The following is a 21,670-nucleotide window of genomic DNA, read 5'->3' as shown; positions in this document are numbered from 1 at the left end:
CGGTGGAGAAGAAGTGCTCCTGTTTGCCTTCCACCGAGGTGCGATACCATTTCAGGGTGACGGTCGGCAGCATTTCGCCGGAGGCCAGGGCGTTGTACATCAGCGGCACCGCCTTGTTCAGCGCCACGGTGAATTTGAACGGCTTGTGGACGCGTTGACCGGAAGGCTGACCGGACTGAGGGTCGGTGGGGACGGTGACGACGTGATTGAATTCCTGCACCAGCATTTCATCTTCGTGACCCTGCACGTAGATGTTGCCGACGGAATCGGAGGTAAAAGCGCCGGCAGTGATATTGCCCTGGGTTTTCCCTTCGATGCTGATATAGCATGGAGTTGGCATGGTCTTGCTCCTTGTTGATTGATCATGTGTTTGACTTCACCGTTCGTATAGCAAAGACCATGCCATCTTTTATGTTATTGTTTTTAAAGTAAGATCCCTTAACTCAAATTTTCCCTAAGTCAAATTTGAGCAAGAAATTGCGCAGACTTCCCGAATCGTTTGCAAACATTGCGCAAAAAGTGATTTATGCTGGGAAGTGAGCAAGAAGTTGCGCAGAATTGGCACTTGCTCTGAAAGTTTGACTTAATGATGTGAGACCGCAGTCTTTTTGAAAGATTTCAACGATGAATATGAAAATTACTGCATAAAACTAAACAATAAGCTAGTGCATAATTTCTCTGGTAATCAAATCAGCAAAGCCAGTAAAGGCGATCGTCAAGTGATCGCCTTTGTGTCTAATGAATACCTGACCATCAATGAGACGAAGGTTTTATCCGTACCTGAATTCAACCCCCAATGTACCTGAAGGATACTGCCATTTTTCCAGAATGGTATCGCCACATAATACGCGGCAGGTGCCGCATTCCAGGCACCCGGCATAGTCGAACAGAAAATGCCCGTTATCATCCTGTTTATACAATCCGGCGGGGCAGGCTATTACCAGTTTCTTAAATTCTTCGGGATCAGGATATTCTTTTAATACAATATGCGGATTGCCCTCGTCGACATTAAATTTGTTGACGCCCAGTTTGATATCAACGTTCACCTTATTCATAACGAGCGTACTCCTTTGAATCCATCCTTAAGCAAATTGAACATACCCACCTTCCTGGCATGGGCGAGTATTTTCTTGCGCAGCGGCCGTTCCGGGCCGTTTACCGTAAAGATGTCCTGCATTACGCCGATTGCCATTTCCGGGTAGTCGGTAAAAAAGCGAGGGTTGTCCAAAAAGGCCGGGAGATGTCGATAAAGATTCATATCGTTGAAGATAAAACTGTTATCCAGCAGGGTTTTATATGACGCCAACCCGTTGCGGCTGAAGTCGTTTTTTTCTTTGGCGGCGATAACGGCTTTGGCCGCCGCTTCACCCGAAGCGATCGCCAGATCCATGCCTCGGACGGTATAACCAACATTAAGACAGAATCCGGCGGCATCCCCGGTAATCAATACGCCATCGCCGATCAGTTCCGCAACCATGTCCAAACCGCCTTCCGGCACCATATGTGCAGAGTATTCCAACAACTTTCCCCCTTTGACGAGTGGGGCGACGAGCGGATGATTTTTAAAGTCTTCCAGCATCTGGGGAACGCTGCGGGGAAATTTCCCTACGTTATGCAACCCAAGCACCAGCCCCAGAGAAACGGTCGTCTTGTTGGTATATAGAAAACCGCCGCCCATCAGCCCTCCCGAGGGCGCTCCGGCAAAGAGCCAGGCTAGTCCCTCATCGTTTGCACAGCCGAAACGTTCTTCCATTTGGGCGGGAGTAAATTCGAGCAATTCTTTGACGCCGACGGCTACCGTATGCGGGTTGACGTTGCGTGTCATGCCGAGCTTTTTCCCCAGCAGCGAATTGACTCCGTCAGCCAGAATGACCGCGTGTGATTCGATCTCGTCTTCTCCCGCTCTGACGCCGCAGATCTTTCCGTCTCTGACGATCAGGTCGTCCACCAGTACGCCGGGAATCAATTGCGCTCCTGCCGCTTCCGCCTTGTCCATCAGCCATTGGTCGAATGATGCGCGCAGAATAGTATACGAGCTGGTTGCAGGGCTATCTTCCCTGGCGCGCTGGTAATCCAGCGTGACGCCGCTGTCTTCGGTGAGCATGGAAATTTTTTCACGTACTACGCGTCGTTCTATCGGGGCTTCTGCGGCAAATCCAGGAATGATGCTTTCCAGGCTGTGAGCGTACAGCCTGCCGCCGGTCATATTTTTGCTGCCGGCGGAATTACCGCGCTCAATGACCAGCACCGAGTATCCGGCCTGGGCCAGTACGTAGGCGGCAGTACCGCCGGCAAGACCGCCGCCAACGATGATGGCGTCAAAAAGGTCGTCTGCCATAGTTGATATATCCTTCGTGTTGCGTGAGGTGTGTCTACGCCGCCGGAATAAACCGGCGGTGCGCCGACGTCCATCATCCGTTCAGTTTTGCGGTTAGTGTGGGAAGCACCTTATAGAGATCCCCCACGATCCCGTAGTCGACAAAATTGAAGATAGGCGCGTTCTTATCCTTGTTGATCGCCACAATGGTTTTGACGTGATTGACGCCAACCATGTGCTGAATCTGTCCTGAAACGCCAGTGGCGATATATAGATCGGCATTGAGCGCAACCCCGGATACACCGATATAGCGTCCATGCTCCATCCAACCTTCGCCTTCGGCGATCGGACGGGAACAACCCACCTCACCGTGGATGGCTTTTGCCAGTGCCTCCGCCAGCGCGATATCTTCCTGCTTACTGAAACCGCGCCCGATGCCGACCACGCGCTTGGCCTTGGTCAAATTAATCATGCTGCCCTGCTTGGGTCGGCGGGAAACCAATCTTATCGGTTGGGTCGGCGGGATAAATACGCCTGGTTTGATATTCGAACTGGCAACGCTCCCTGCCTGTTCGGTTTCTCCGCTCCCGTTGCTGGTGGTTACGATGGCGTAGGGAGAATGGATCTGTTCGGTTTCATGCGCCAGGCCGCCATAAAACTGATGCGTAACGAATATGGCGCTGTTTTCCACACGTAAACTCAGCATGTCGTTCACTACGGCCGCGTTGAGTTGTTGGCCCAGATGGGCGGCGATGGCCTTGCAGCGTTTGGTCGTTGCCAGCAATACCAGTGCCTGAGGGCCAACCTCCCTGATAATGCTGACGAAGGAAGGAACATAATCTTCGACGATGACGTCTTCCTGTTGCGCAAAATGGTAGACGACATCGGCCCCGAGATTGATACACTCCCTGATCTCCTGATCGTCACCAACGAACAGGACGTTGACTTCTTTGCCCCATTGACGGGCGAGGACAATCAATTCGGCAAGACGATCCGCTTTATCTGCGTAGACGAAAACGATAGGTAATAAATTAGCCATTTGGGGTTTCCTTGCGTTCAATTATTGATTGATGGCCTGCCGGAGATGTTCGGCGAACGCGGCAATGTTTTCATCCGAATCCCCTTCGATAATCATCCGGAGCCTGTCCGCCTGTTTAGGGGCGCAGGCTGATTCTCGGGTGGCGGTCACTGCACCGAGTTCACACGCCAGCGTGGAGAGATCCCACTGTGTGACGGGTTTTTTGTTCGCAGCCAGGATGGCTTTCATTGACGGCAGCTTGGGGGTATTAATGTCGGACGTGACTGAAATCACGGCGGGCAGAGAGAGCTCTAGCTCCTCCACGGTATCCTCAAGCTCCCGTTCTACGAGGATTTTTCCTTCGCCTACCGTGATTTTTCTGACGGCGTTGATACAGGGTAAATTTAATTGCGCGCCGATCTGTAGGCCGGTTTGCTGCGCATACAGATCGCCAGATCCCTCTCCGCAGAGCAGCAGATCGAACCCGATTTTTTGTGCTGCGCTTGCCAGAATTTTGGCGGTTTCCGTTGGATACAGGAGGTGCAATGCGTCATCGGCGACGATTGTCAGCTCGTCCGGGCCGCGGGAAAGTATATCTTTACGGATCTTGGAATTTTCCAGCATGGCTTTATTGCCTGCGCTGAGTGCGATGAGTCGGCTATCTGGTTGTTGTTTGGCGATATCGGTCGCAGCTTCCAGCGCATTGAGATCGTACAAGCTGATTTTTAGTCCCGCGTTGTCCATATCCAGCGATCGATCCGGGCGGGTGGTGATGTCCTGCTCGTCGTGGACGACTTTACAACAGGCGATGAGTCTCATGATTGGTTTTCTCCATTCTGGTGAATGAGGCGGTAAATAGATGATGGAAGCGAGCCGAATGCGCGCGCCACCCACATAAGTGGCGCGGCGTCATCGGCTCAGGCCAGGATATGCTTGGCGATAACCATGCGCTGCACCTCACTGGTTCCTTCAAAAATCTCCGTAAGCTTGGCTTCCCTCATTAACCGTTCGACCGGATAGGATTGGGTGTATCCCATGCCGCCATGCAATTGCACCGCTTTCTGCGTAACGAATGTCGCCGTTTCTGATGCATAGAGCTTGGCCTGCGCCGCTTCCCGGGTATAAGCGCCGCCCGCCATCTTGGCGGCGGCCGCGCGATATACCAGCATCCGGGCGCAATCGACGCGCGTAGCCATATCGACCAGCATCCACTGCACTCCCTGGTTGGCGGCGATGGGTTTTCCAAACTGTATCCGTTCTTTGGTGTAGGCGAGGGTGGCGTCCAGCGCGCTTTGAGCAATGCCAAGTGCGATAGCGGAACAGCTCAGACGTCCCCCATCAAGGGTTTCCATCGCGATGGAAAACCCTTTTCCTTCTTGCCCCAGGCGATGAGCTACGGGGACAATGCAGTCGCTGAAGCTGACCGCACAGGTATCGGAACCGTTCATCCCCATCTTTTCCTCCGGCAGGCCGATGCTGATGCCCGGATTATCGCGTTCTACGAGGAACGTGGTGATGCCTTTCACGCCCTGGCTTTTATCGGTCATGGCGAAGACGATAAAGAAGGCGCCCTGGGGCGCGGCGGTGATCCACAGTTTGGAACCGTTGATGACATAGGTATCGCCATGGCGTACGGCCGTCGTCTGTTGCGCGGCGGCATCACATCCCGCACTGGGTTCGGAAAGGCAGAAACAGCCCAGGCTTTCGCCCGATACGATTTTCGGAAGCAGACGTTTTTTGGTTTCGGCGTCGGCGTATTTCTGAATAATCGGGCCGGTGAGAGAACACTGCGATCCCATGATCATGGCGTGTGCGGCGCTGACCTTTGCCATCTCCTCTGTTGCCAATACATAACTGATGACATCGGCATCGCTGCCGCCATATTCTTCATCAATATTGAAACCAAACAATCCTAATTCGGCCATGGGAGCAATGCTTTCCCGTGGGAAACGGTGTTCTTTATCAATTGCCGCAGCAATGGGTTGTATTTCATTTTCCACAAATTCCCTGATCATATTTTTGATAAGGGATTGCTCTTCTGTAAGTTGAAAATTCATTTTTATTTTCTCCCTGTAATATTATCGGCGCGGTGTAATTTAATATTCCCTGGTGATTCGCATTCATTTGGTTATGAACGGGTAATTATTTATCCATAACGTGTTCATGCTGAGGTGAATCTATTTTCTGTCCGAACGAAAATCACCCTCCCAGCGTAGTAATGGATGCCGGTAATAAGGCATACAGCAGCAACATGAAGCACATTGCAATTAATGGAATAGCCAATGTCAGCATACCGACCGGACCATAAGACTGTTTATGGTTGACGCCGCAAACGCTGAAAACGGTAATGATAAGTCCGTTGAATGGCGGCGTGGTGCTCATGCAGGCCATGGTCGCCACGCGGTGCAATGCGCCCTGATCCACCACCGCGGCAGGGAACATTGATGCGATCAAAGGCATGGCAATGCTCAACGCTCCGGAGCCGGAGCCGCTGATGAATACCAACGCGCCTACGGCGATGGCGGTGACGATCAGCGGGCTCAATCCGGAATGGGCAATCGCCTGGAATGACTGCTGGAAAGCGGGCAGTTTCATCACCAGTGCGCCGAATCCCACGATAACGGCGGTATTGAACAGGGAAACGACACCTTCCATCGTTCCCGCCGCTAGGTTACCGATGATCTCTTTCCAGTTTAAAAAACGAAAATAAATTATTAACGCGGAAACGATGGCGGAAAATAATGCAATAGCCGGATCCCATTTCAGAATATTCAAGGCTACCAGCAATAACAGCATCGGTGATAAGGCGACGATCACGTGAGGCAGGTTTGTGTTTTTCGTGACATGACTTTTTTGGGCGAGATTTTCATCATCAACCCAGCCTTCACCGCTGGCTTTTACTTTTTTGAACAGGTATGACAGATAAACAATGACGAGAATTGCCTGGAAAGCCGCGGTTATCATTCCGGGTACCAGGCCTGCGGTTGCTGATGTGCCGAGAAATTTCATGGGAATAAGGTTCTGGATTTGCGGTGAACCCGGCATAATCATAACGAAAGTACCTGCTCCGGCGAAATAGACGGCTGGAATAAGCCGACGGGGCAGATTGGCTTTTTTGAACATGCTGACCATCATGGAATAGACGGTGAACAACGCGACAAAAACAGAAACGCCGCCATAGGCCAGAATAGCGCAGGCGGCGACTAATGACGGGATCACCGCTTTTTCGCCAAATTTGCCGATGATGAATGACGCCACGCTGTCGGCAGCGCCGCTGATGGCGGTCAATTTGCCGAAGATGGCCCCCAGGACAAAGATGAAAAAGAAATTACCGAAATATCCCCCCAATCCGGCGGTATAGACCTGCAATATGGCGTCCAGAGGATTAAGCACATCCGGTGCTGTTATCCATGCGGTTATGGCTAAAAAGAGGCTGGCGGTAAATACGGAAATAAAGATGTGTATTCCTTTCATACACATCACCATTAAAATAATTAACCCGAGAATCAAGAAAAGAATACCCATAATTTTCTCACTTATATTTATCAGGGATCAGTTTGGATCATAGAGAACCCATGCTTTTCAGGTTGTCTATGATCCTATAAGTCTATTGGGAGACATAAAGACTTATTAATCCGACAAGACATCGGCAAAAGTCTGTAATGCCGTCCGCGCTTGTTCGTAACTTTTGGTTTGCTGATCGATTTCGATAACGATTGAAGGAATACCTTCTTTATCGAGATGTTTTTTTATAATTGGCGCATCGAATTCTTCGGGATCACAGAATTTCGTCAGCAGATAGACAACGCCTTGCGCATTATTATTCCGTACCATATCAGACAGAATTTTTGTGCGTTTTTTATCCGGGTCAAATAACAGTGAACACCCTTCGAGTTTGGCAATGTGTTCAGCCAACCGGGTATAGGGAGAGTCGCCTTCCGGGACATCGAGCCGGAATTGCCGGGATTCATGCGCGACCTCATCCGCAACGATGGCCATATTGTTGTCGGCAAAGATTTGCAGAAGGGAAGGGCTGTCGGCAATGATGCCGGTCACCACGATTTTGTGTCCATCCCATTCTTCCGGCGACTGCTTCTGACAGAGAGAAATAATATCCTGCACGATCTGCGTATGTTCGACGGTATCCATGAAGTAACCGCTTTTGATCACCATATTGCGGAGCAACGGACTGATGGTGCGCGGATATTGTGCGGCGGTGTGCGAGAATTCGCGCAGTACCGCCCGATGTTGGTTAAAGACAGTGATGGCGTTGTTCAACGCCTCATCCGAGATCGATTGTCCTGACAGTTGCTCCAATTGCCTGGCTACCTTTTTGTACTGTTCGGACAGGAATGTTATTCCAGCTGGAGTCCCACGATTCTGTGGATGGACGATCTGTATGAAGGGAACCTGAGGCACGCCGGCTTTCCAGTTTTGACCAAGGCATTTCAGCGTATCGCAAAGGACGGGGATCATGACCGCCGACAATTTATCCAGCGCCTTGTCCAGCCCCATTTCCAGCGATGACAGCGCCAGAGCGCAATAGAAAGGCGGAAAATATTTCTTGGCTTCTGATATTTCCCGTCCTTCCGCTCCCCACAGACCGAACGGAACCATACCTGCGGCGTAGACGATTTCATTAGGTGTGTATTCGGGGAGACATCCCACAACTTTTTTGCCATTTCTGATAAATGCGTTCAGTTGTTTTGCTGGATTGTCGACAATCGATTTTAACAGTTCAAACTTTCTGGCTAACGTTTCCATCAGATTACCCCTTTTTCCGCAGCGGCTTTGTTGGCAGCCATGATTTCTGTCAGTGCTTCGATGCGCGTAACGTATTGTGCTTCGGAGAATCCGCGGGGATCGGCCTGATCGCCATCGAATGTGACGGTAGGAATATTCAGTTCGCGGCGTATTCTTCGCTCTATCTCCGGCATGATGCCGCTCCAGAGTTTGCAACTGCGATTGACATGGATAATGGCGCCGTCGATGTGATTTTGGCGGCCGACGTTAATACGCATATCCGCTGCCCGCTCTACCGAAACGCAGTTGGGAACGTAAGAGTAGGCCCGCATCATTTCGCTGCTGTTCTGATAAATGACGCCGAATGCGGTGGCGTATACCGTCGCCGTTACATTGATACCGTGTTCTTTCAACGGGGTGGAGGTGGCGCGCAGATAGGGCCAGCAAGCAATGCCTTCGAACAGCACCCGATATTTTTCTTCGGCCCGATAGGTCGATTTTTTTTCCCGGATATTCTGTTCCATCTCTTCGCACAGTTGCTCAAAGGCTTCCGCCGCGTCCTGGCGGCCACGGGCGCAAACGGCGACAGCCATATGGTTGAACAGATCGAAGCCGTTCATCGGGGAGGGGGTATATTGGCAATATTCCGCCGCTTTCAGCCAGGCTTTGCCCGTACGCTGCGATATTTCACAGACTTCTCTGAACTTTTCTTCTGAAAACGTTTTGCCCGTTATTTTTGCCAGTTGCGCGATAGCGTCATCAAATTGCGCCTTGATATAGCGAACGGTGACATCATCCGTTTCATAATCATTTTTGTAAGGGATATCGATAAGGATTAGCGGAATATTCAATTCATAAGCGATATTCTCATACCATTTGATCATACAGTTGCAGATATTGTTACAGCACAGCAGGAAATCGGGTTGAGGCATATCCATTTCCTCACAGTGCTTGATATCCATAAAGGCGATGCTGATTCTGGCATAGGCACAAATATCGTTTGAATAACCCATGCTTTCTGCATGTTCGCACATTCTCAAGCCACCGCCTTTCGCGGCGATGGCGGCCGCCTGATTTTCGGGATAAACGACAGGCACGCCCAATGTTTCCGCAATTTCCTGCGGAAAGTTGGAAGCGCACCAGCCAATTTTTTCTCCTTTATTTTTGGCATCCCAGGCACGTTGATACGCGTCAGCGGCAATTTGCTGTAACTTTTTTTTCGCGGGAATATATTCCTGTTCGTTTATATTTACATTGCTCATATATTCTGTACTCCTAAAATGGGAGCGCTGTCTTTTAATGACGAACTGCACGCTTCAAATGCATAAATAGCCGCCCCGATCGCCCCGGTATATTGTGATAATGGCGAGGTCTTTATGGGGGCTCCCAACTCTTTGCTGACATAACGAACAACTTCAAAGTTTTTTGCGACGCCGCCGGTCATGACGACCGGTTCTTCTATCCCTACTCTTTTCGCCAGCCCGGCAATACGGCTGGAGACGGATTTATGAATTCCGTTGACGACATCGGGAATCGTCTCGTTATTGGCAAGATGTGAAATAACTTCGGATTCGGAAAAGACCGTACAGGTAGAACTGATCGTGACCAGTTTTTGCGACCGTGCGCCCAATGCGGCGAGATCGGCGATATTGGTTTCCAGCACCCGTGACATGACGTCCAGGAAGCGGCCTGTACCTGCCGCACATTTGTCATTCATCACAAAGTTGAGCAGACGGCCACCGCCGTCCATGTGTAGCGCTTTGACATCCTGTCCGCCAATATCAATGACTGTTTTGACGCCTGGGAAAAGATAATTGGCGCCTTTGGCATGACAGCTGAGTTCACTGATCTCCTTGTTAGCCTCCTTCAATGAATTGCGTCCGTATCCCGTAGCGCACACCCATTGAATATCGCTACGTGCTCCGCCATATTGCCGAAACACTTCCGCCATGGCTTTTTCTGGTCCGGATGTTCCCGCCCCGACAGGCGACAGAGATTGGGCGACAATCTCCGTACCATTGCGCATGATGACGCATTTGGATGCGGATGAACCGATATCCACGCCCATGGTGAGTATATTTTGCATATGGACGATCTCCTGATAATCGAGGAAATAGCGACGGTTGTTCCAGACTGCCGATGGGCCGCAACAGCGTGTGGACCCGTCTGTAGGCGAGGCCCTGTATGTGCCTCGCTGCCATCCCGCGGCGTTTCCGGTAACGCGGATTCAAGTTTGTCGCCTGCCTCTGATGCCGGTTACTCCTGCCAGATAAAAATGTCCTTGTCGGTTTCCAGTCTGGCGATATCGCTGTCGCTATACCCAAGGTCTTTTAAAATCGCAGGGGTATCTTCACCAAGTAACGGGCCCCGTTTGTAATCGGGCAATCCGCTTTCCAGAAAAACGATTGGCGGCCGCACCAATGCTTTTTCGCTGCCGTTGGCATATTTCATCCGGTAGAAGGTGTCGATGGCCCATGCCTGTTCATCATCCAGAATCTCTTCCCATACCTGCGCGACGCTGAAGGGAATATCGTTTTCCAGGAAGATCGTCTTCCATTCGTTGACCGTCTTTTGCTCCATTTGCTGACAGATAATGTCGTATAACTCAGGCGAGCGTTTATGCCTGGCGACTTCCTGAAGCCGGGTATAACGTTCGTCTTCCGCCAGGTCGGGTCTGCCGATGCAACGGATGAATTTGGGATAATAGGCGTCATAGACCGGCATGCAGATCTGAATGAAACGGTCGTCTTTGGTTTTGTACGCCAGGATGAACGGACTGGTCGTGGTACGGCGGTCGATAGGATAGGGTTGCCCGTAGTCTTTGTATTGCGCCGCCTGAATCATGATTGCCTGAGTGTAGATGGCGGTATGCAGCAGGCTGGTGGAAACATATTCTCCCTGACCGGTATTTTTAGCCCGGATATATGCTGCCAGTACGCCAGAAACCAATCCCATGGCGCATTGGTGATCTCCCAACCCCGGGATGACGTTCATGGGCACGGTTCCTTTCTGATAAAGCGAACCCAGTATGCCGCCTCGGGCGTAAAATGCGGTGTAGTCGAATCCCGGTAGATCTTTATCCGGTCCTGTGTCGCCGTAGCCGGTTACGCAGGCATAGACCAGACGAGGGAATTTTTTCTTCAGCGTTTCATAATCCAGACCGGCTCGTTCACGAGCTTTGGGACGCCAGTTAGTCAGGAAAATATCGGCCTTTTCCAGTAGCTGGAATAATATTTTGCGACCTGTTTCGGTTTTGGTATTTAACGCAATGCCGTATTTATTGGCATTTTCCAAATCAAAGGTCGTGTTTTCGTGCTGATCCAGCGGGCGACCTTCTGTTGGTGCGGTATAACGTAAATTATCTCCGTCCAGCGATTCGATTTTAATCACTTTAGCGCCCATATCCGCCAGAATTCTTCCTGCTGCGGGAACGGCAATGAATGTCGCTAATTCTACAACCGTCACCCCTTCTAATGCTTTTTTATTCGCCATTTTCCCCTCCTTTACCGGTTTTTGGCTCAATGCATAATTTTCAGCGTTTTTTTAAATTATTTTCTATGTGAAGCTACGGCGTTTTCTTTGTATTTATTGACAGTGTTTTTATTACTTGTTAATGATTTCAATTTTTGAATGTCTATCTTTCCACAGGGCGTGTAAGGAAATTTTTTTAAAAAATGAATATTGGCGGGCGTTTTGTAGTGCGCCAAACGATGTCGCAAAAATTCGCGTAACTCGATTTCGCAAGATAAATATCCTTCTTTCATGCAAATGGCCGCGGCGACTTCCTCTCCCAGTTCTTCTGATGCCACACCAAATACTTTTACCAGATCGATCCCCGGATATTCCTGAATCGCTTCTTCCACTTCGCGTGAACTGATGTTTTCACCTCCGCGAACGATAATATCTTTAATGCGGTGGGAATAATGGTAATCACCATTGACGTCGATGAAACCGATATCTCCGGTATGCAACCAACCTTGCGCATCAATGGTTTTCCGTGTCTGTTCATCATCATGGTAATAACCCATCATGACGTGAAATCCCCGGGTACAGATTTCTCCCCGCACGCCAGCAGGACATGGATTGCCCGTTTTCAAATCTGCAATTTTCATTTCGATAAAGGGCAGGGGCTTTCCTATTGAATGACTTTTTACTGAAATCGAATCATCCGGCAGTGTCTGAGTACAGCAAGGCGATGTTTCCGTCTGTCCGTATGACACGGAGATATGCTTCATACCGAGACGCATAACAATGTCCTGAATCAGTCGCGGCGGACAATAGGCGCCGGCAACGATGCCCTTGTCCAGACTTGCCGTATCGTAATGAACCAGGTCATCATGCTGCATCAGCCGACTAAAAATGGTTGGCACGCCGTGCATCACGGTGCATCGGTAGGTCTGGACCGATTTGAGCACCTCATCAGCGCGATAGTTATCCAGCAAGACCATTTTGCATCCGGTATGAAGGGAGAAGAACAGCCCGGAAGAAAGGCCGAAGCAATGAAACAATGGCACCGCCAGACAAAGTATGTCATCTGGCACGACGTTTAATCGCCGGGCGGAAAAAAAGGCATTATTGACGACGCTGTGGTGGCTGAGCATGACGCATTTGGGTAAGGTGGTGCTGCCAGACGTCAGTTGAATGGTCAGAAGGTCGTTGCTTTGCACCTGCGATATGGCTTCTTCGTAATGCGATATTGGCAACGACCGGCCTTGCTCTTTTATTTCATTCAGCGACCATGCCTGAGATACTTTTTTATTTCCGATGCTTATTAATAATTCAGGGAAGAAAGCCTCTTCTGACTCACTTTGTTGATAAAGGGATGCAATGACTTCTGAGAAGTCATTTTCTCTGAAACCATCGGATAAACATAAAGCTTTAATTCGGGTCAGGTGCAATAAATCGTACAGTTCTTTTTTCATGAAATGAAAATTAATACCAATAACAACGACGCCGATCCTGGTCGCTGCTAAAAAACAGATGATCCATTCAACATTATTGGCAGACCAGATACCCAGACGATCGCCTTTTTTCATCCCGCTTACCAGCAAGCCGCGAGCAACACGATTGACATCATCATTTAATTCCTGCCATGTTAATGACTTCCCGGTGCTGCTTTCAATCAATGCAACACCGGACGGATTAAGCGTCGCTGCTTTATTTAAGCATTCTCCTGCGGTTATCGTTAATAGCCCCATCGTGATGTACCTATATTTAGTGATGTCGTGCAATACCGCTTCCGTTTTTTCATTATGGGAATGTGCAAGTCATCATTCTTGGTAAATTGCGAACTGTTTTTCGTCATTTTCATCCGGACGCGGTAAATGTGATCTGTCGCGATATTTCAATGATGCCTTTTTGTAACTTATTTGGGGTGATTGTTAATTAAAAGAGTGCGATGATGATAATGTGATTAATTTGTAGTAAATAATGTTCTGATTTTTTTCGGTGATGATTCCAGTCTGTTATAACGGCAGCTTACATATTTTTCTTGTCGCCAGAGATAGAAGAGGAATAAAGAAATGGCATGAATTTTCAAAATATGCGGAACATGACCGTTTATGAGATGTTGATATGCTTTTAATGAATGAGCCCTTGCTTTTTCTTCTGGATGAAGATAGACCACATAAATAATAGGTCTTTGAGAAAAGTGGTTACATTATGAGAAACATCTTTACGACTCAAGATGTCCCCAGTGCTGAGCGGTTTACTGCTTTCAGGGATACCGTTAAGGGACGTTTCCTCTCCTCTTACGAGTGTTGTATGAATTCGCAGTCCAGCCCCAGCCATCAGCGGTTTTACGCTAATATTGTGGAGCGGCGGGTGGCCGATCTCCAATTTCTTCTTTTGGAGTCGAACGGACACCGCGCAACCAGTTTACCGCGCTCGCAGGGGGTGAGTCAGGAAGGCGATTTCTACATCGAGCTGCAACGTTCCGGTACCAGCCAACTTTCGCAAGATGGAAGAACGGCTTTTTTACGCCAAGGCGATTTCTGCTTTTTCGATATGGCCAGACCTGTTACCTGGTCTTTCGATAATGATTACTCTCTGTTCAAGATCCTGATCCCGCGTGAAAAATTTGCTGGGCGGCTGGGGAATACACACAGTCTTACTGCGAAAGCCATTCGCGGCAACAGCGTAACGGGTGCGCTGGTTTACAGTTTCATGCTTAAATATATTCCATTTCTGGATTCCATTCCGCCGCTGCATGCCCAGCATTTGGCGGATATTTTGCTTAATCTGATTACCATGTCGCTCAGTGAACTTAGCATGGCGTTGCCAGTGCAGAGTATGGGGCGTTCAACCATTTTTTACATTGCGCTGCAATATATTGAAAAACACTTGTCTGAACCGGAATTAAACGTTCAGGATTGCGCCCGGGCGTGCGGAATATCCGTAAGGTATCTGCAAAAGTTGTTTCATGAGCAGGGAACGTCTGTCAATCGATGGATACATCAGAAGCGGCTTGAGCATTATAAGTCAGAGCTTGCGAACCCTTTAATGGCGAATAAAAATATCACCCAGATAGCCTATGACTGTGGTTTTCGTGACATTTCCAATTTGAGCCGTAGATTTAAGGCGGAGTATTCAATAACGCCGTCTGAATATAGAAGAATGCATTCGATTCGGGGAGGATAAATGCGACCGGAATCCGGTTAGTTAATGATAAATGTGTCTTTTCATGATGATGTTTTTGCCGCCAACAGGTTGGCTTTCCCTGCTTTATCTTCAGTAACTGCAACAGAATATTCCTCTCTCATCCATAATGGACTTTCGGTTAGGCTGTGGGACTCTCTCACCGCATCAGAGACCCTATGTCGCGACAGTTCATCTGTTGGTGCCATCGCGTATCGAGTAGGCTCTGAATGAGGGTAGCTATCGGAGCGGGAATAAAGGGCATTCCGATAAGGTCTTGACGGGGTTCTTTGTATTTCAATACAATAGATTAACTTGTAGAGACTCGTTCTCGCACCAATCCTATAGATAACTTGCATTTTTGCGGTTGTCAGCGTAGTATTTGCCACGTTTTCGGACGCGGGGTGGAGCAGCTTGGTAGCTCGTCGGGCTCATAACCCGAAGGTCGTCGGTTCAAATCCGGCCCCCGCAACCACTTAACCTTTCCAGTAGAGTATTTTTTCAAATAAACTGTTCAATAAGTCAACATCGCTTTTACAGTGATTTTTTGAAAGAATCCTTAACCGAAGGTTATGCCGCGTTTTTTAGCGGTATTAGGGTCCAGTTGCATAAAGCCCCGATATATCGGGGTTTTTTGTTATTTGGCAACAGAATTACTGGGCTATTAGGCCCTTTTTTTATGTCTTGGGGGTGGGCTTGTCCACGTTAGAGCAAAAATTAACAGAGATGATTTCAGCACCAGTCGAAGCATTAGGTTATGAATTGGTCGGTATTGAGTTCATCCGGGGTCGCCAATCGACGCTGCGTATCTATATTGATAGTGAAGATGGGATCACTGTTGATGATTGTGCTGATGTCAGCCACCAGGTCAGTGCGGTATTGGATGTTGAGGATCCTATCACTGTCGCCTATAACCTGGAAGTATCGTCTCCAGGGCTTGAGCGTCCCTTGTTCACGATAGAACATTATGTGCGTTTTATCGGTGAAGAGGTGACGGTGGTACTGCGAATGGCAGTCCAGAATCGTCGTAAGTGGCAGGGCGTTATTAAAGCCGTTGATGGCGAAATGATTACCGTAACAGTGGAAGGCAAAGACGAAGTGTTCGCGCTGAGCAACATCCAGAAAGCGAACCTGGTACCCCACTTTTAAAGTTTGGATGAGGCAACTAGGATGAATAAAGAGATTCTGGCTGTTGTTGAAGCCGTTTCCAACGAAAAAGCCGTCCCGCGCGAGAAGATTTTTGAAGCGTTGGAAACCGCACTGGCGACAGCAACTAAGAAAAAATACGAGCAGGAAATTGATGTCCGCGTCAGTATCGATCGCAAGACCGGTGACTTTGATACGTTCCGCCGTTGGCTGGTGGTCAATGAAGTGACCCAGCCGACGCGTGAAATTACACTGGACGCGGCTCAGTTTGAAGATCCTGCGCTCGATGTCGGCGATTATGTAGAAGATCAGATTGAATCGGTAACGTTTGACCGTATTACCACGCAAACGGCCAAACAGGTTATTGTGCAGAAAGTCCGTGAAGCTGAACGAGCAATGGTTGTCGATCAGTTCCGCGAACAGGAAGGCGAGATTATCACCGGTGTCGTGAAGAAGGTTAACCGTGATAATATTTCGCTTGAAGTCAGACCGGTCGATGGTTCTAACACCAGTGCAGAAGCGGTTATTGGCCGTGAAGACATGCTGCCCCGTGAAAATTTCCGCCCTGGCGATCGTATCCGCGGCGTACTTTACTCTGTTCGTCCCGAAGCGCGTGGCGCGCAGCTGTTCGTCAGCCGTTCCCGTCCGGAAATGCTGATAGAGCTTTTCCGTATCGAAGTGCCGGAAATCGGTGAAGAGGTCATCGAGATTAAGGCTGCTGCCCGCGATCCGGGGTCCCGCGCGAAAATTGCGGTGAAAACCAATGATAAGCGTATCGATCCTGTCGGCGCTTGTGTTGGTATGCGCGGCGCTCGCGTGCAGGCCGTATCCAGCGAGCTGGGCGGCGAACGGATTGATATCATTCTGTGGGACGACAATCCTGCTCAGTTTGTTATCAACGCCATGGCGCCGGCTGATGTCGTTTCCATCGTGGTGGATGAAGATACCTGTACGATGGATATCGCTGTGGAATCCAGCAATCTGGCTCAGGCGATTGGTCGTAACGGCCAGAACGTACGTTTGGCTTCCCAATTGTTAAAGCAGCATCGTTCAGATGACCGCTGGGAACTGAACGTCATGACGGTAGAAGATCTTCAGGCCAAGCATCAGGCTGAAGCGCATGCCGCTATTGATGTGTTCACCAAGCACCTTGATATTGACGAAGAGTTTGCCACCGTGCTGGTTGAAGAGGGCTTCTCTTCACTTGAAGAACTGGCCTATGTGCCGATTAAAGAGCTGCAGGCTATCGAAGGCCTCGATGAAGAGACCATTGAAGCATTGCGCGAACGTGCGAAAGCCGCATTAACCACCCTGGCGCTGGCGCACGAAGAAAGTCGCGGCGATGGCCAACCCGCAGACGATTTGCTCAGTTTATCTGGCCTGTCGCGTGAGATGGCATTCAAGCTGGCAGCACGCGGTGTTTGTACGCTGGAAGATCTTGCTGAGCAGGGCGTTGACGATCTGACGGATATTGAAGAGCTGAATGATGAAAAAGCGGGTGAGCTGATTATGGCGGCCCGTAATATCTGTTGGTTTGGCGACGACAACGAATAACGAACTGTAGCAGGAAAGGAACAGCATGACAGATGTAACCGTAAAATCGCTGGCCACAGAGATTCAGACTTCGGTTGACCGCCTGATACAGCAGTTTGCTGATGCGGGAATTACCAAGTCTGCATCGGATTCTGTGACTCAGCATGAAAAAGAAACGTTACTGGCGCACCTTAACCGCGATCGCGGGAGTGTGCCTGGTAAACTGACGCTGCAGCGTAAAACGCGCAGCACGTTGAATATTCCAAGCACTGGCGGTAAGAGTAAGTCGGTGCAGATCGAAGTCCGCAAGAAACGCACTTATGTAAAACGCGATCCTCTGGATGCCCAACAGGCGGAAGAGGAAGAGCTGGCACGGCGTGAAGCGGAAGAACAGGCACAACGCGCTGCTGAAGAGCAGGCTAAACGCGAGGCGGAAGAGAAAGCCCAGCGTGAGGCTGCTGAGAAAGCTAAACGTGCTGCCGAAGAGCAAGCCAAACGTGAGGCCGCTGAAAAAGCTAAGCGTGATGTAGCGGAAAAAGAAAAAGTGACGAATCAACAAAACGAGAGTATGACCAAACCGGCTCAGGCTGAAAAAGCGAAACGTGAAGCTGAAGCTGCCGAACTTAAGCGTAAAGCAGAAGAAGCCGCTCGCCTGAAGGTCGAGGAAGAAGCTCGGCGCATTGCCGAAGAAGCCCGCCGTATGGCGGAAGAAAACGCCGGGCGCTGGGAAGCGGAAAGCCAGAAACCTGAAGAGGTCGCCGATTATCATGTGACCACGTCTCATCATGCCCGTGAAGCGGAAGATGAAAGTGATCGTCAGGTTGAAGGCGAGCGTCGCAGTCGTGGCCGTGGCAAAGCAACCAAGCAGAAGAAAGGTAACCGCCTGTCTGAGTCCAAGGCCGATCGCGAAGAAGCCCGCGCCGTTACCCGTGGTGGTAAAGGTAAACGTAAGCCAAGTACGTTGCAGCAAAGCTTCAACAAGCCGGTTCAGGCTGTTAACCGTGATGTGATCATCGGCGAGACAGTGACTGTCGCTGAGTTAGCCAACAAAATGGCGGTTAAAGGCTCTCAGGTTATCAAAGCGATGATGAAACTGGGCGCGATGGCGACCATCAATCAGGTTATCGATCAGGAAACGGCCCAGCTGGTGGCGGAAGAAATGGGTCACAAAGTGATTCTGCGCCGTGAGAATGAGCTGGAAGAAGCGGTCATGAGCGATCGTGATACTGGCGCGGCGGCTGAATCCCGCGCACCTGTCGTTACCATTATGGGTCACGTTGACCATGGTAAAACCTCATTGCTGGACTATATCCGTTCAACCAAGGTTGCGGCAGGCGAAGCGGGCGGGATTACCCAGCACATCGGTGCTTATCACGTTGAAACGGATAATGGCATGATCACGTTCCTGGATACCCCGGGACACGCCGCGTTTACCGCAATGCGTGCGCGTGGTGCTCAGGCAACGGACATCGTGGTTCTGGTCGTTGCGGCTGATGATGGCGTGATGCCTCAGACAATCGAAGCTATTCAGCATGCGAAAGCTGCCCAGGTGCCGGTAGTGGTTGCAGTGAACAAGATTGATAAGCCGGAAGCCGATCCGGATCGTGTTAAAACCGAACTGTCCCAGTACGGTATTATGCCGGAAGAGTGGGGCGGTGAGTCTCAGTTTGTTCATGTATCTGCAAAAGCCGGTACGGGTATCGACGAACTGCTGGACGCGATCCTGCTCCAGGCCGAAGTTCTTGAACTGAAAGCCATTCGTAGTGGCATGGCCAGCGGCGTGGTAATCGAATCCTTCCTGGATAAAGGTCGTGGCCCGGTTGCTACCGTGCTGGTTCGCGAAGGTACGCTGAATAAAGGCGATATCGTTCTGTGTGGCTTTGAGTATGGCCGGGTTCGGGCCATGCGTGATGAACTGGGGCGTGAAATTGCGTCTGCCGGTCCGTCGATTCCGGTCGAAATTCTGGGGCTGTCAGGCGTACCTGCTGCCGGTGATGAAGCTACCGTGGTGCGTGACGAGAAGAAAGCGCGTGAAGTGGCGCTCTATCGTCAGGGCAAATTCCGTGAGGTCAAACTGGCCCGCCAGCAGAAATCCAAACTGGAAAACATGTTTGCCAACATGACGGAAGGTGAAGTTTCTGAATTGAATATCGTACTGAAATCTGATGTTCAGGGCTCTTGTGAAGCGATTTCCGATTCCCTGCAGAAATTGTCCACTGATGAAGTGAAAGTGAAGATTGTGGGTTCTGGTGTGGGTGGTATCACAGAAACCGACGCCACACTGGCAGCCGCTTCAAATGCGATTATCCTTGGCTTTAACGTCCGTGCAGATGCTTCTGCCCGTCGTATCGTTGAAGCGGAAAGTCTGGATCTGCGTTACTACTCCGTCATCTATGACCTGATTGATGAAGTTAAACAGGCAATGAGCGGTATGTTGGCGCCGGAATACAAGCAAGAGATCATTGGTCTGGCAGAAGTCCGTGATGTGTTCAAGTCACCTAAGTTTGGTGCTATCGCAGGTTGTATGGTCACGGAAGGTGTGGTTAAACGTCACAACAAAATCCGTGTACTGCGCGACAACGTGGTGATCTACGAAGGCGAACTGGAATCTCTGCGTCGCTTCAAAGATGATGTTAACGAAGTCCGTAACGGTATGGAATGTGGTATCGGCGTGAAGAACTACAACGATGTCCGTGCTGGCGATGTGATCGAAGTTTTTGAAACGATTGAGATCAAACGCACCATCGTTTAATTCTGTTCCAGGCGATGACGTGAGTTATTTGTAAGGGGGCCTTAGTGGCCCCCCGATTTTTAATTGAGGATCCAATATGGCAAAAGAATTCAGCCGCACTCAGCGCGTTGCGCAGGAAATGCAAAAAGAAATCGCCATTATTATTCAACGCGAAGTGAAAGATCCGCGGATTGGTATGGCGACCGTTTCTGGCGTTGAAGTTTCCCGCGATCTGGCTTACGCAAAAGTTTTCGTGACATTACTGAATGATAACGAGCCGGAACAGGTGAAGACGTCGGTCAAAGCATTGCAGGACGCCTCTGGTTTTATCCGCATGTTGTTAGGTAAGGCAATGCGTCTGCGTGTTGTCCCGGAATTGACATTTGCCTATGACAACTCCCTGGTTGAAGGGATGAGAATGTCCAATCTGGTCACCAGCGTCGTCAAAAATGATGCCGCGCGTCGTTCTACAACGGGCGAAGATCAGGAGGATTAATGAGTCGTCCTCGTCGCCGTGGCCGTGATGTACACGGCGTATTGTTATTGGATAAATCTCAGGGCATGTCGTCGAATGACGTCTTGCAGAAAGTAAAACGGATTTTTAACGCGAATAAAGCAGGGCATACCGGGGCGCTGGATCCGCTGGCGACCGGTATGTTGCCGATCTGCCTCGGTGAGGCAACCAAGTTCTCCCGGTATTTGCTGGACTCTGACAAGCGGTATCGCGTGATTGCCCGGCTTGGACAGCGGACAGATACATCGGATGCTGATGGAAACGTGATTGAAACGCGTCCGGTAAACTTTTCACAAGCCGAGCTGGAAGGGGCGCTGGAAAGCTTCCGTGGTATCACGCAGCAAGTTCCTTCCATGTACTCGGCGTTGAAGTATCAGGGACGTCCGCTATATGAGTATGCGCGTCAGGGGCAGGTTGTTCCGCGTGAAGCACGTGAAATTACCGTCTATGAACTGCGGTTTATCCGTTACGAAGGCGATGAACTGGAGCTGGAAATTCACTGTTCCAAAGGAACTTACATTCGCACCATCATTGATGATTTGGGTGAGAAGTTAGGCTGTGGCGCGCACGTGATTTATCTGCGTCGTTTGCAGGTTTCTACCTATCCTACTGAAAAAATGGTGACGCTGGATCAGTTGAACGGATTATTGGCGCAGGCGCAGGCTGACGATCGAGCGCCTGCGTTGAGTCTTGACCCGCTCCTGATGCCGATGGATAGCCCGGTGATGGATTTTCCCGAAGTCAATTTGAACCCGGTGGTCGCCGGTTACCTGAAACTGGGGCAAGCGGTTCAGACGCCAGACACCCCCTCAAGTGGTATGGTTCGCATTACCGAGGGAGAAGAGCGTAAATTCATTGGTATGGGCGAGATTGACGATGACGGGCGTGTCGCTCCGCGTCGTTTGGTCGTTGAGTTTCCGAACTAAGCCGGCCTGTTGCCGCCTTGCTATCGCAAGAGGCTGAGAGTAGAATAGCGCGGCTTGACTATTGGGTGGCTGAATTAGAGATCGGCGCCTGTTTTTTTATCTATAA

At 50.0% G+C, this 21,670-nt stretch carries 17 protein-coding genes, 1 tRNA gene and 1 pseudogene; 7 read left to right on the top strand and 12 right to left on the bottom strand.

Annotation, left to right across the window (positions count from 1 at the left end):
* The 12 genes and pseudogenes from B4923_RS12440 to B4923_RS12385 all read right to left on the bottom strand — a co-directional run.
* Window positions 1-340, bottom strand: a 340-nt coding sequence (locus B4923_RS12440; protein ID WP_109054675.1) for an Hcp family type VI secretion system effector, incomplete at its 3' end; no start/stop codon positions are given.
* A gap of 430 nt (window positions 341-770) precedes the next feature.
* Window positions 771-1,055 carry a ferredoxin family protein gene (locus B4923_RS12435; protein WP_109054674.1) on the bottom strand — a complete coding sequence of 95 codons (285 nt, stop codon included), beginning with the start codon at window positions 1,053-1,055 and terminating at the stop codon, window positions 771-773.
* Window positions 1,052-2,356: pseudogene (locus B4923_RS12430) on the bottom strand (FAD-dependent oxidoreductase); the annotation flags it as partial. The pseudogene B4923_RS12430 and the gene B4923_RS12435, both read right to left, overlap by 4 nt.
* 55 nt (window positions 2,357-2,411) lie before the next feature.
* A complete protein-coding gene (locus tag B4923_RS12425) occupies window positions 2,412-3,356 on the bottom strand; it encodes an FAD-binding protein (protein WP_109054672.1) in 945 nt (314 codons plus the stop codon).
* Between the two features lie 21 nt (window positions 3,357-3,377).
* Window positions 3,378-4,154, bottom strand: coding sequence for a putative electron transfer flavoprotein FixA (gene fixA / locus B4923_RS12420; RefSeq protein ID WP_109054671.1), 777 nt, complete (start codon window positions 4,152-4,154; stop codon window positions 3,378-3,380).
* A gap of 98 nt (window positions 4,155-4,252) precedes the next feature.
* Window positions 4,253-5,392 carry an acyl-CoA dehydrogenase family protein gene (locus tag B4923_RS12415; RefSeq protein WP_109054670.1) on the bottom strand — a complete coding sequence of 380 codons (1,140 nt, stop codon included), beginning with the start codon at window positions 5,390-5,392 and terminating at the stop codon, window positions 4,253-4,255.
* A gap of 142 nt (window positions 5,393-5,534) precedes the next feature.
* Entirely contained in the window at window positions 5,535-6,860 is a 1,326-nt protein-coding gene (locus B4923_RS12410; RefSeq protein WP_109054669.1) for a GntP family permease, read from the bottom strand.
* Window positions 6,861-6,965: 105 nt separating this feature from the next.
* Window positions 6,966-8,099: a 2-hydroxyacyl-CoA dehydratase subunit D gene (locus B4923_RS12405; RefSeq protein WP_109054668.1), complete on the bottom strand. Its 1,134-nt coding sequence runs from the start codon at window positions 8,097-8,099 to the stop codon at window positions 6,966-6,968.
* On the bottom strand, window positions 8,099-9,340 hold the full coding sequence (locus tag B4923_RS12400) for a 2-hydroxyacyl-CoA dehydratase subunit D (protein ID WP_109054667.1): 1,242 nt from the start codon (window positions 9,338-9,340) through the stop codon (window positions 8,099-8,101). Before B4923_RS12400 ends, B4923_RS12405 begins: the two co-directional genes overlap by 1 nt.
* Window positions 9,337-10,164 (bottom strand): acyl-CoA dehydratase activase, encoded by an 828-nt coding sequence (locus B4923_RS12395; RefSeq protein WP_109054666.1) that lies wholly within the window; start codon window positions 10,162-10,164, stop codon window positions 9,337-9,339. Before B4923_RS12395 ends, B4923_RS12400 begins: the two co-directional genes overlap by 4 nt.
* Window positions 10,165-10,334: 170 nt before the next feature.
* The gene (locus tag B4923_RS12390) at window positions 10,335-11,570 is read right to left on the bottom strand and encodes a CaiB/BaiF CoA transferase family protein (RefSeq protein WP_109054665.1); all 1,236 of its coding nucleotides are present in this window, start codon (window positions 11,568-11,570) and stop codon (window positions 10,335-10,337) included.
* Between the two features lie 56 nt (window positions 11,571-11,626).
* On the bottom strand, window positions 11,627-13,276 hold the full coding sequence (locus B4923_RS12385; RefSeq protein WP_109054664.1) for an AMP-binding protein: 1,650 nt from the start codon (window positions 13,274-13,276) through the stop codon (window positions 11,627-11,629).
* A 565-nt stretch (window positions 13,277-13,841) separates the two neighbouring features.
* Here B4923_RS12385 and B4923_RS12380 point away from each other — a divergent pair.
* The 7 genes from B4923_RS12380 (at window position 13,842) to truB (ending at window position 21,564) form a co-directional block, all read left to right on the top strand.
* Entirely contained in the window at window positions 13,842-14,717 is an 876-nt protein-coding gene (locus tag B4923_RS12380; protein ID WP_245929571.1) for a helix-turn-helix domain-containing protein, read from the top strand.
* 395 nt (window positions 14,718-15,112) lie between these two features.
* Window positions 15,113-15,189: transfer RNA gene (locus B4923_RS12375), tRNA-Met, on the top strand.
* Window positions 15,190-15,410: 221 nt separating this feature from the next.
* Window positions 15,411-15,863 carry a ribosome maturation factor RimP gene (gene rimP, locus B4923_RS12370; RefSeq protein ID WP_136157026.1) on the top strand — a complete coding sequence of 151 codons (453 nt, stop codon included), beginning with the start codon at window positions 15,411-15,413 and terminating at the stop codon, window positions 15,861-15,863.
* A 21-nt stretch (window positions 15,864-15,884) separates the two neighbouring features.
* The gene (nusA, locus tag B4923_RS12365; RefSeq protein ID WP_109054661.1) at window positions 15,885-17,414 is read left to right on the top strand and encodes a transcription termination factor NusA; all 1,530 of its coding nucleotides are present in this window, start codon (window positions 15,885-15,887) and stop codon (window positions 17,412-17,414) included.
* A gap of 25 nt (window positions 17,415-17,439) precedes the next feature.
* The gene (gene infB / locus B4923_RS12360; protein WP_109054660.1) at window positions 17,440-20,145 is read left to right on the top strand and encodes a translation initiation factor IF-2; all 2,706 of its coding nucleotides are present in this window, start codon (window positions 17,440-17,442) and stop codon (window positions 20,143-20,145) included.
* A gap of 76 nt (window positions 20,146-20,221) precedes the next feature.
* On the top strand, window positions 20,222-20,620 hold the full coding sequence (gene rbfA, locus B4923_RS12355) for a 30S ribosome-binding factor RbfA (protein ID WP_109054659.1): 399 nt from the start codon (window positions 20,222-20,224) through the stop codon (window positions 20,618-20,620).
* On the top strand, window positions 20,620-21,564 hold the full coding sequence (gene truB, locus B4923_RS12350; RefSeq protein WP_109054658.1) for a tRNA pseudouridine(55) synthase TruB: 945 nt from the start codon (window positions 20,620-20,622) through the stop codon (window positions 21,562-21,564). Before rbfA ends, truB begins: the two co-directional genes overlap by 1 nt.
* The last annotated feature ends 106 nt before the right edge of the window (window positions 21,565-21,670 follow it).

The sequence above is a fragment of the Brenneria roseae subsp. americana genome, assembly GCF_003115815.1.
GTDB classification, from domain to species: domain Bacteria; phylum Pseudomonadota; class Gammaproteobacteria; order Enterobacterales; family Enterobacteriaceae; genus Brenneria; species Brenneria roseae.
The sequence above is the reverse complement of the archived record's forward strand: the minus strand, read 5'-3'. Positions and strand labels throughout refer to the sequence as shown.

Bases quoted from the DNA above. Each gene is read 5' to 3' on its own strand.
- B4923_RS12435 (WP_109054674.1), bottom strand. From the start codon at position 1,055: ATGAATAAGGTGAACGTTGATATCAAACTGGGCGTCAACAAATTTAAT.
- B4923_RS12425 (WP_109054672.1), bottom strand. From the start codon at position 3,356: ATGGCTAATTTATTACCTATCGTTTTCGTCTACGCAGATAAAGCGGAT.
- fixA (WP_109054671.1), bottom strand. From the start codon at position 4,154: ATGAGACTCATCGCCTGTTGTAAAGTCGTCCACGACGAGCAGGACATC.
- B4923_RS12415 (WP_109054670.1), bottom strand. From the start codon at position 5,392: ATGAATTTTCAACTTACAGAAGAGCAATCCCTTATCAAAAATATGATC.
- B4923_RS12410 (WP_109054669.1), bottom strand. From the start codon at position 6,860: ATGGGTATTCTTTTCTTGATTCTCGGGTTAATTATTTTAATGGTGATG.
- B4923_RS12405 (WP_109054668.1), bottom strand. From the start codon at position 8,099: ATGGAAACGTTAGCCAGAAAGTTTGAACTGTTAAAATCGATTGTCGAC.
- B4923_RS12400 (WP_109054667.1), bottom strand. From the start codon at position 9,340: ATGAGCAATGTAAATATAAACGAACAGGAATATATTCCCGCGAAAAAA.
- B4923_RS12395 (WP_109054666.1), bottom strand. From the start codon at position 10,164: ATGCAAAATATACTCACCATGGGCGTGGATATCGGTTCATCCGCATCC.
- B4923_RS12390 (WP_109054665.1), bottom strand. From the start codon at position 11,570: ATGGCGAATAAAAAAGCATTAGAAGGGGTGACGGTTGTAGAATTAGCG.
- B4923_RS12385 (WP_109054664.1), bottom strand. From the start codon at position 13,276: ATGGGGCTATTAACGATAACCGCAGGAGAATGCTTAAATAAAGCAGCG.
- B4923_RS12380 (WP_245929571.1), top strand. From the start codon at position 13,842: ATGAATTCGCAGTCCAGCCCCAGCCATCAGCGGTTTTACGCTAATATT.
- nusA (WP_109054661.1), top strand. From the start codon at position 15,885: ATGAATAAAGAGATTCTGGCTGTTGTTGAAGCCGTTTCCAACGAAAAA.
- infB (WP_109054660.1), top strand. From the start codon at position 17,440: ATGACAGATGTAACCGTAAAATCGCTGGCCACAGAGATTCAGACTTCG.
- rbfA (WP_109054659.1), top strand. From the start codon at position 20,222: ATGGCAAAAGAATTCAGCCGCACTCAGCGCGTTGCGCAGGAAATGCAA.
- truB (WP_109054658.1), top strand. From the start codon at position 20,620: ATGAGTCGTCCTCGTCGCCGTGGCCGTGATGTACACGGCGTATTGTTA.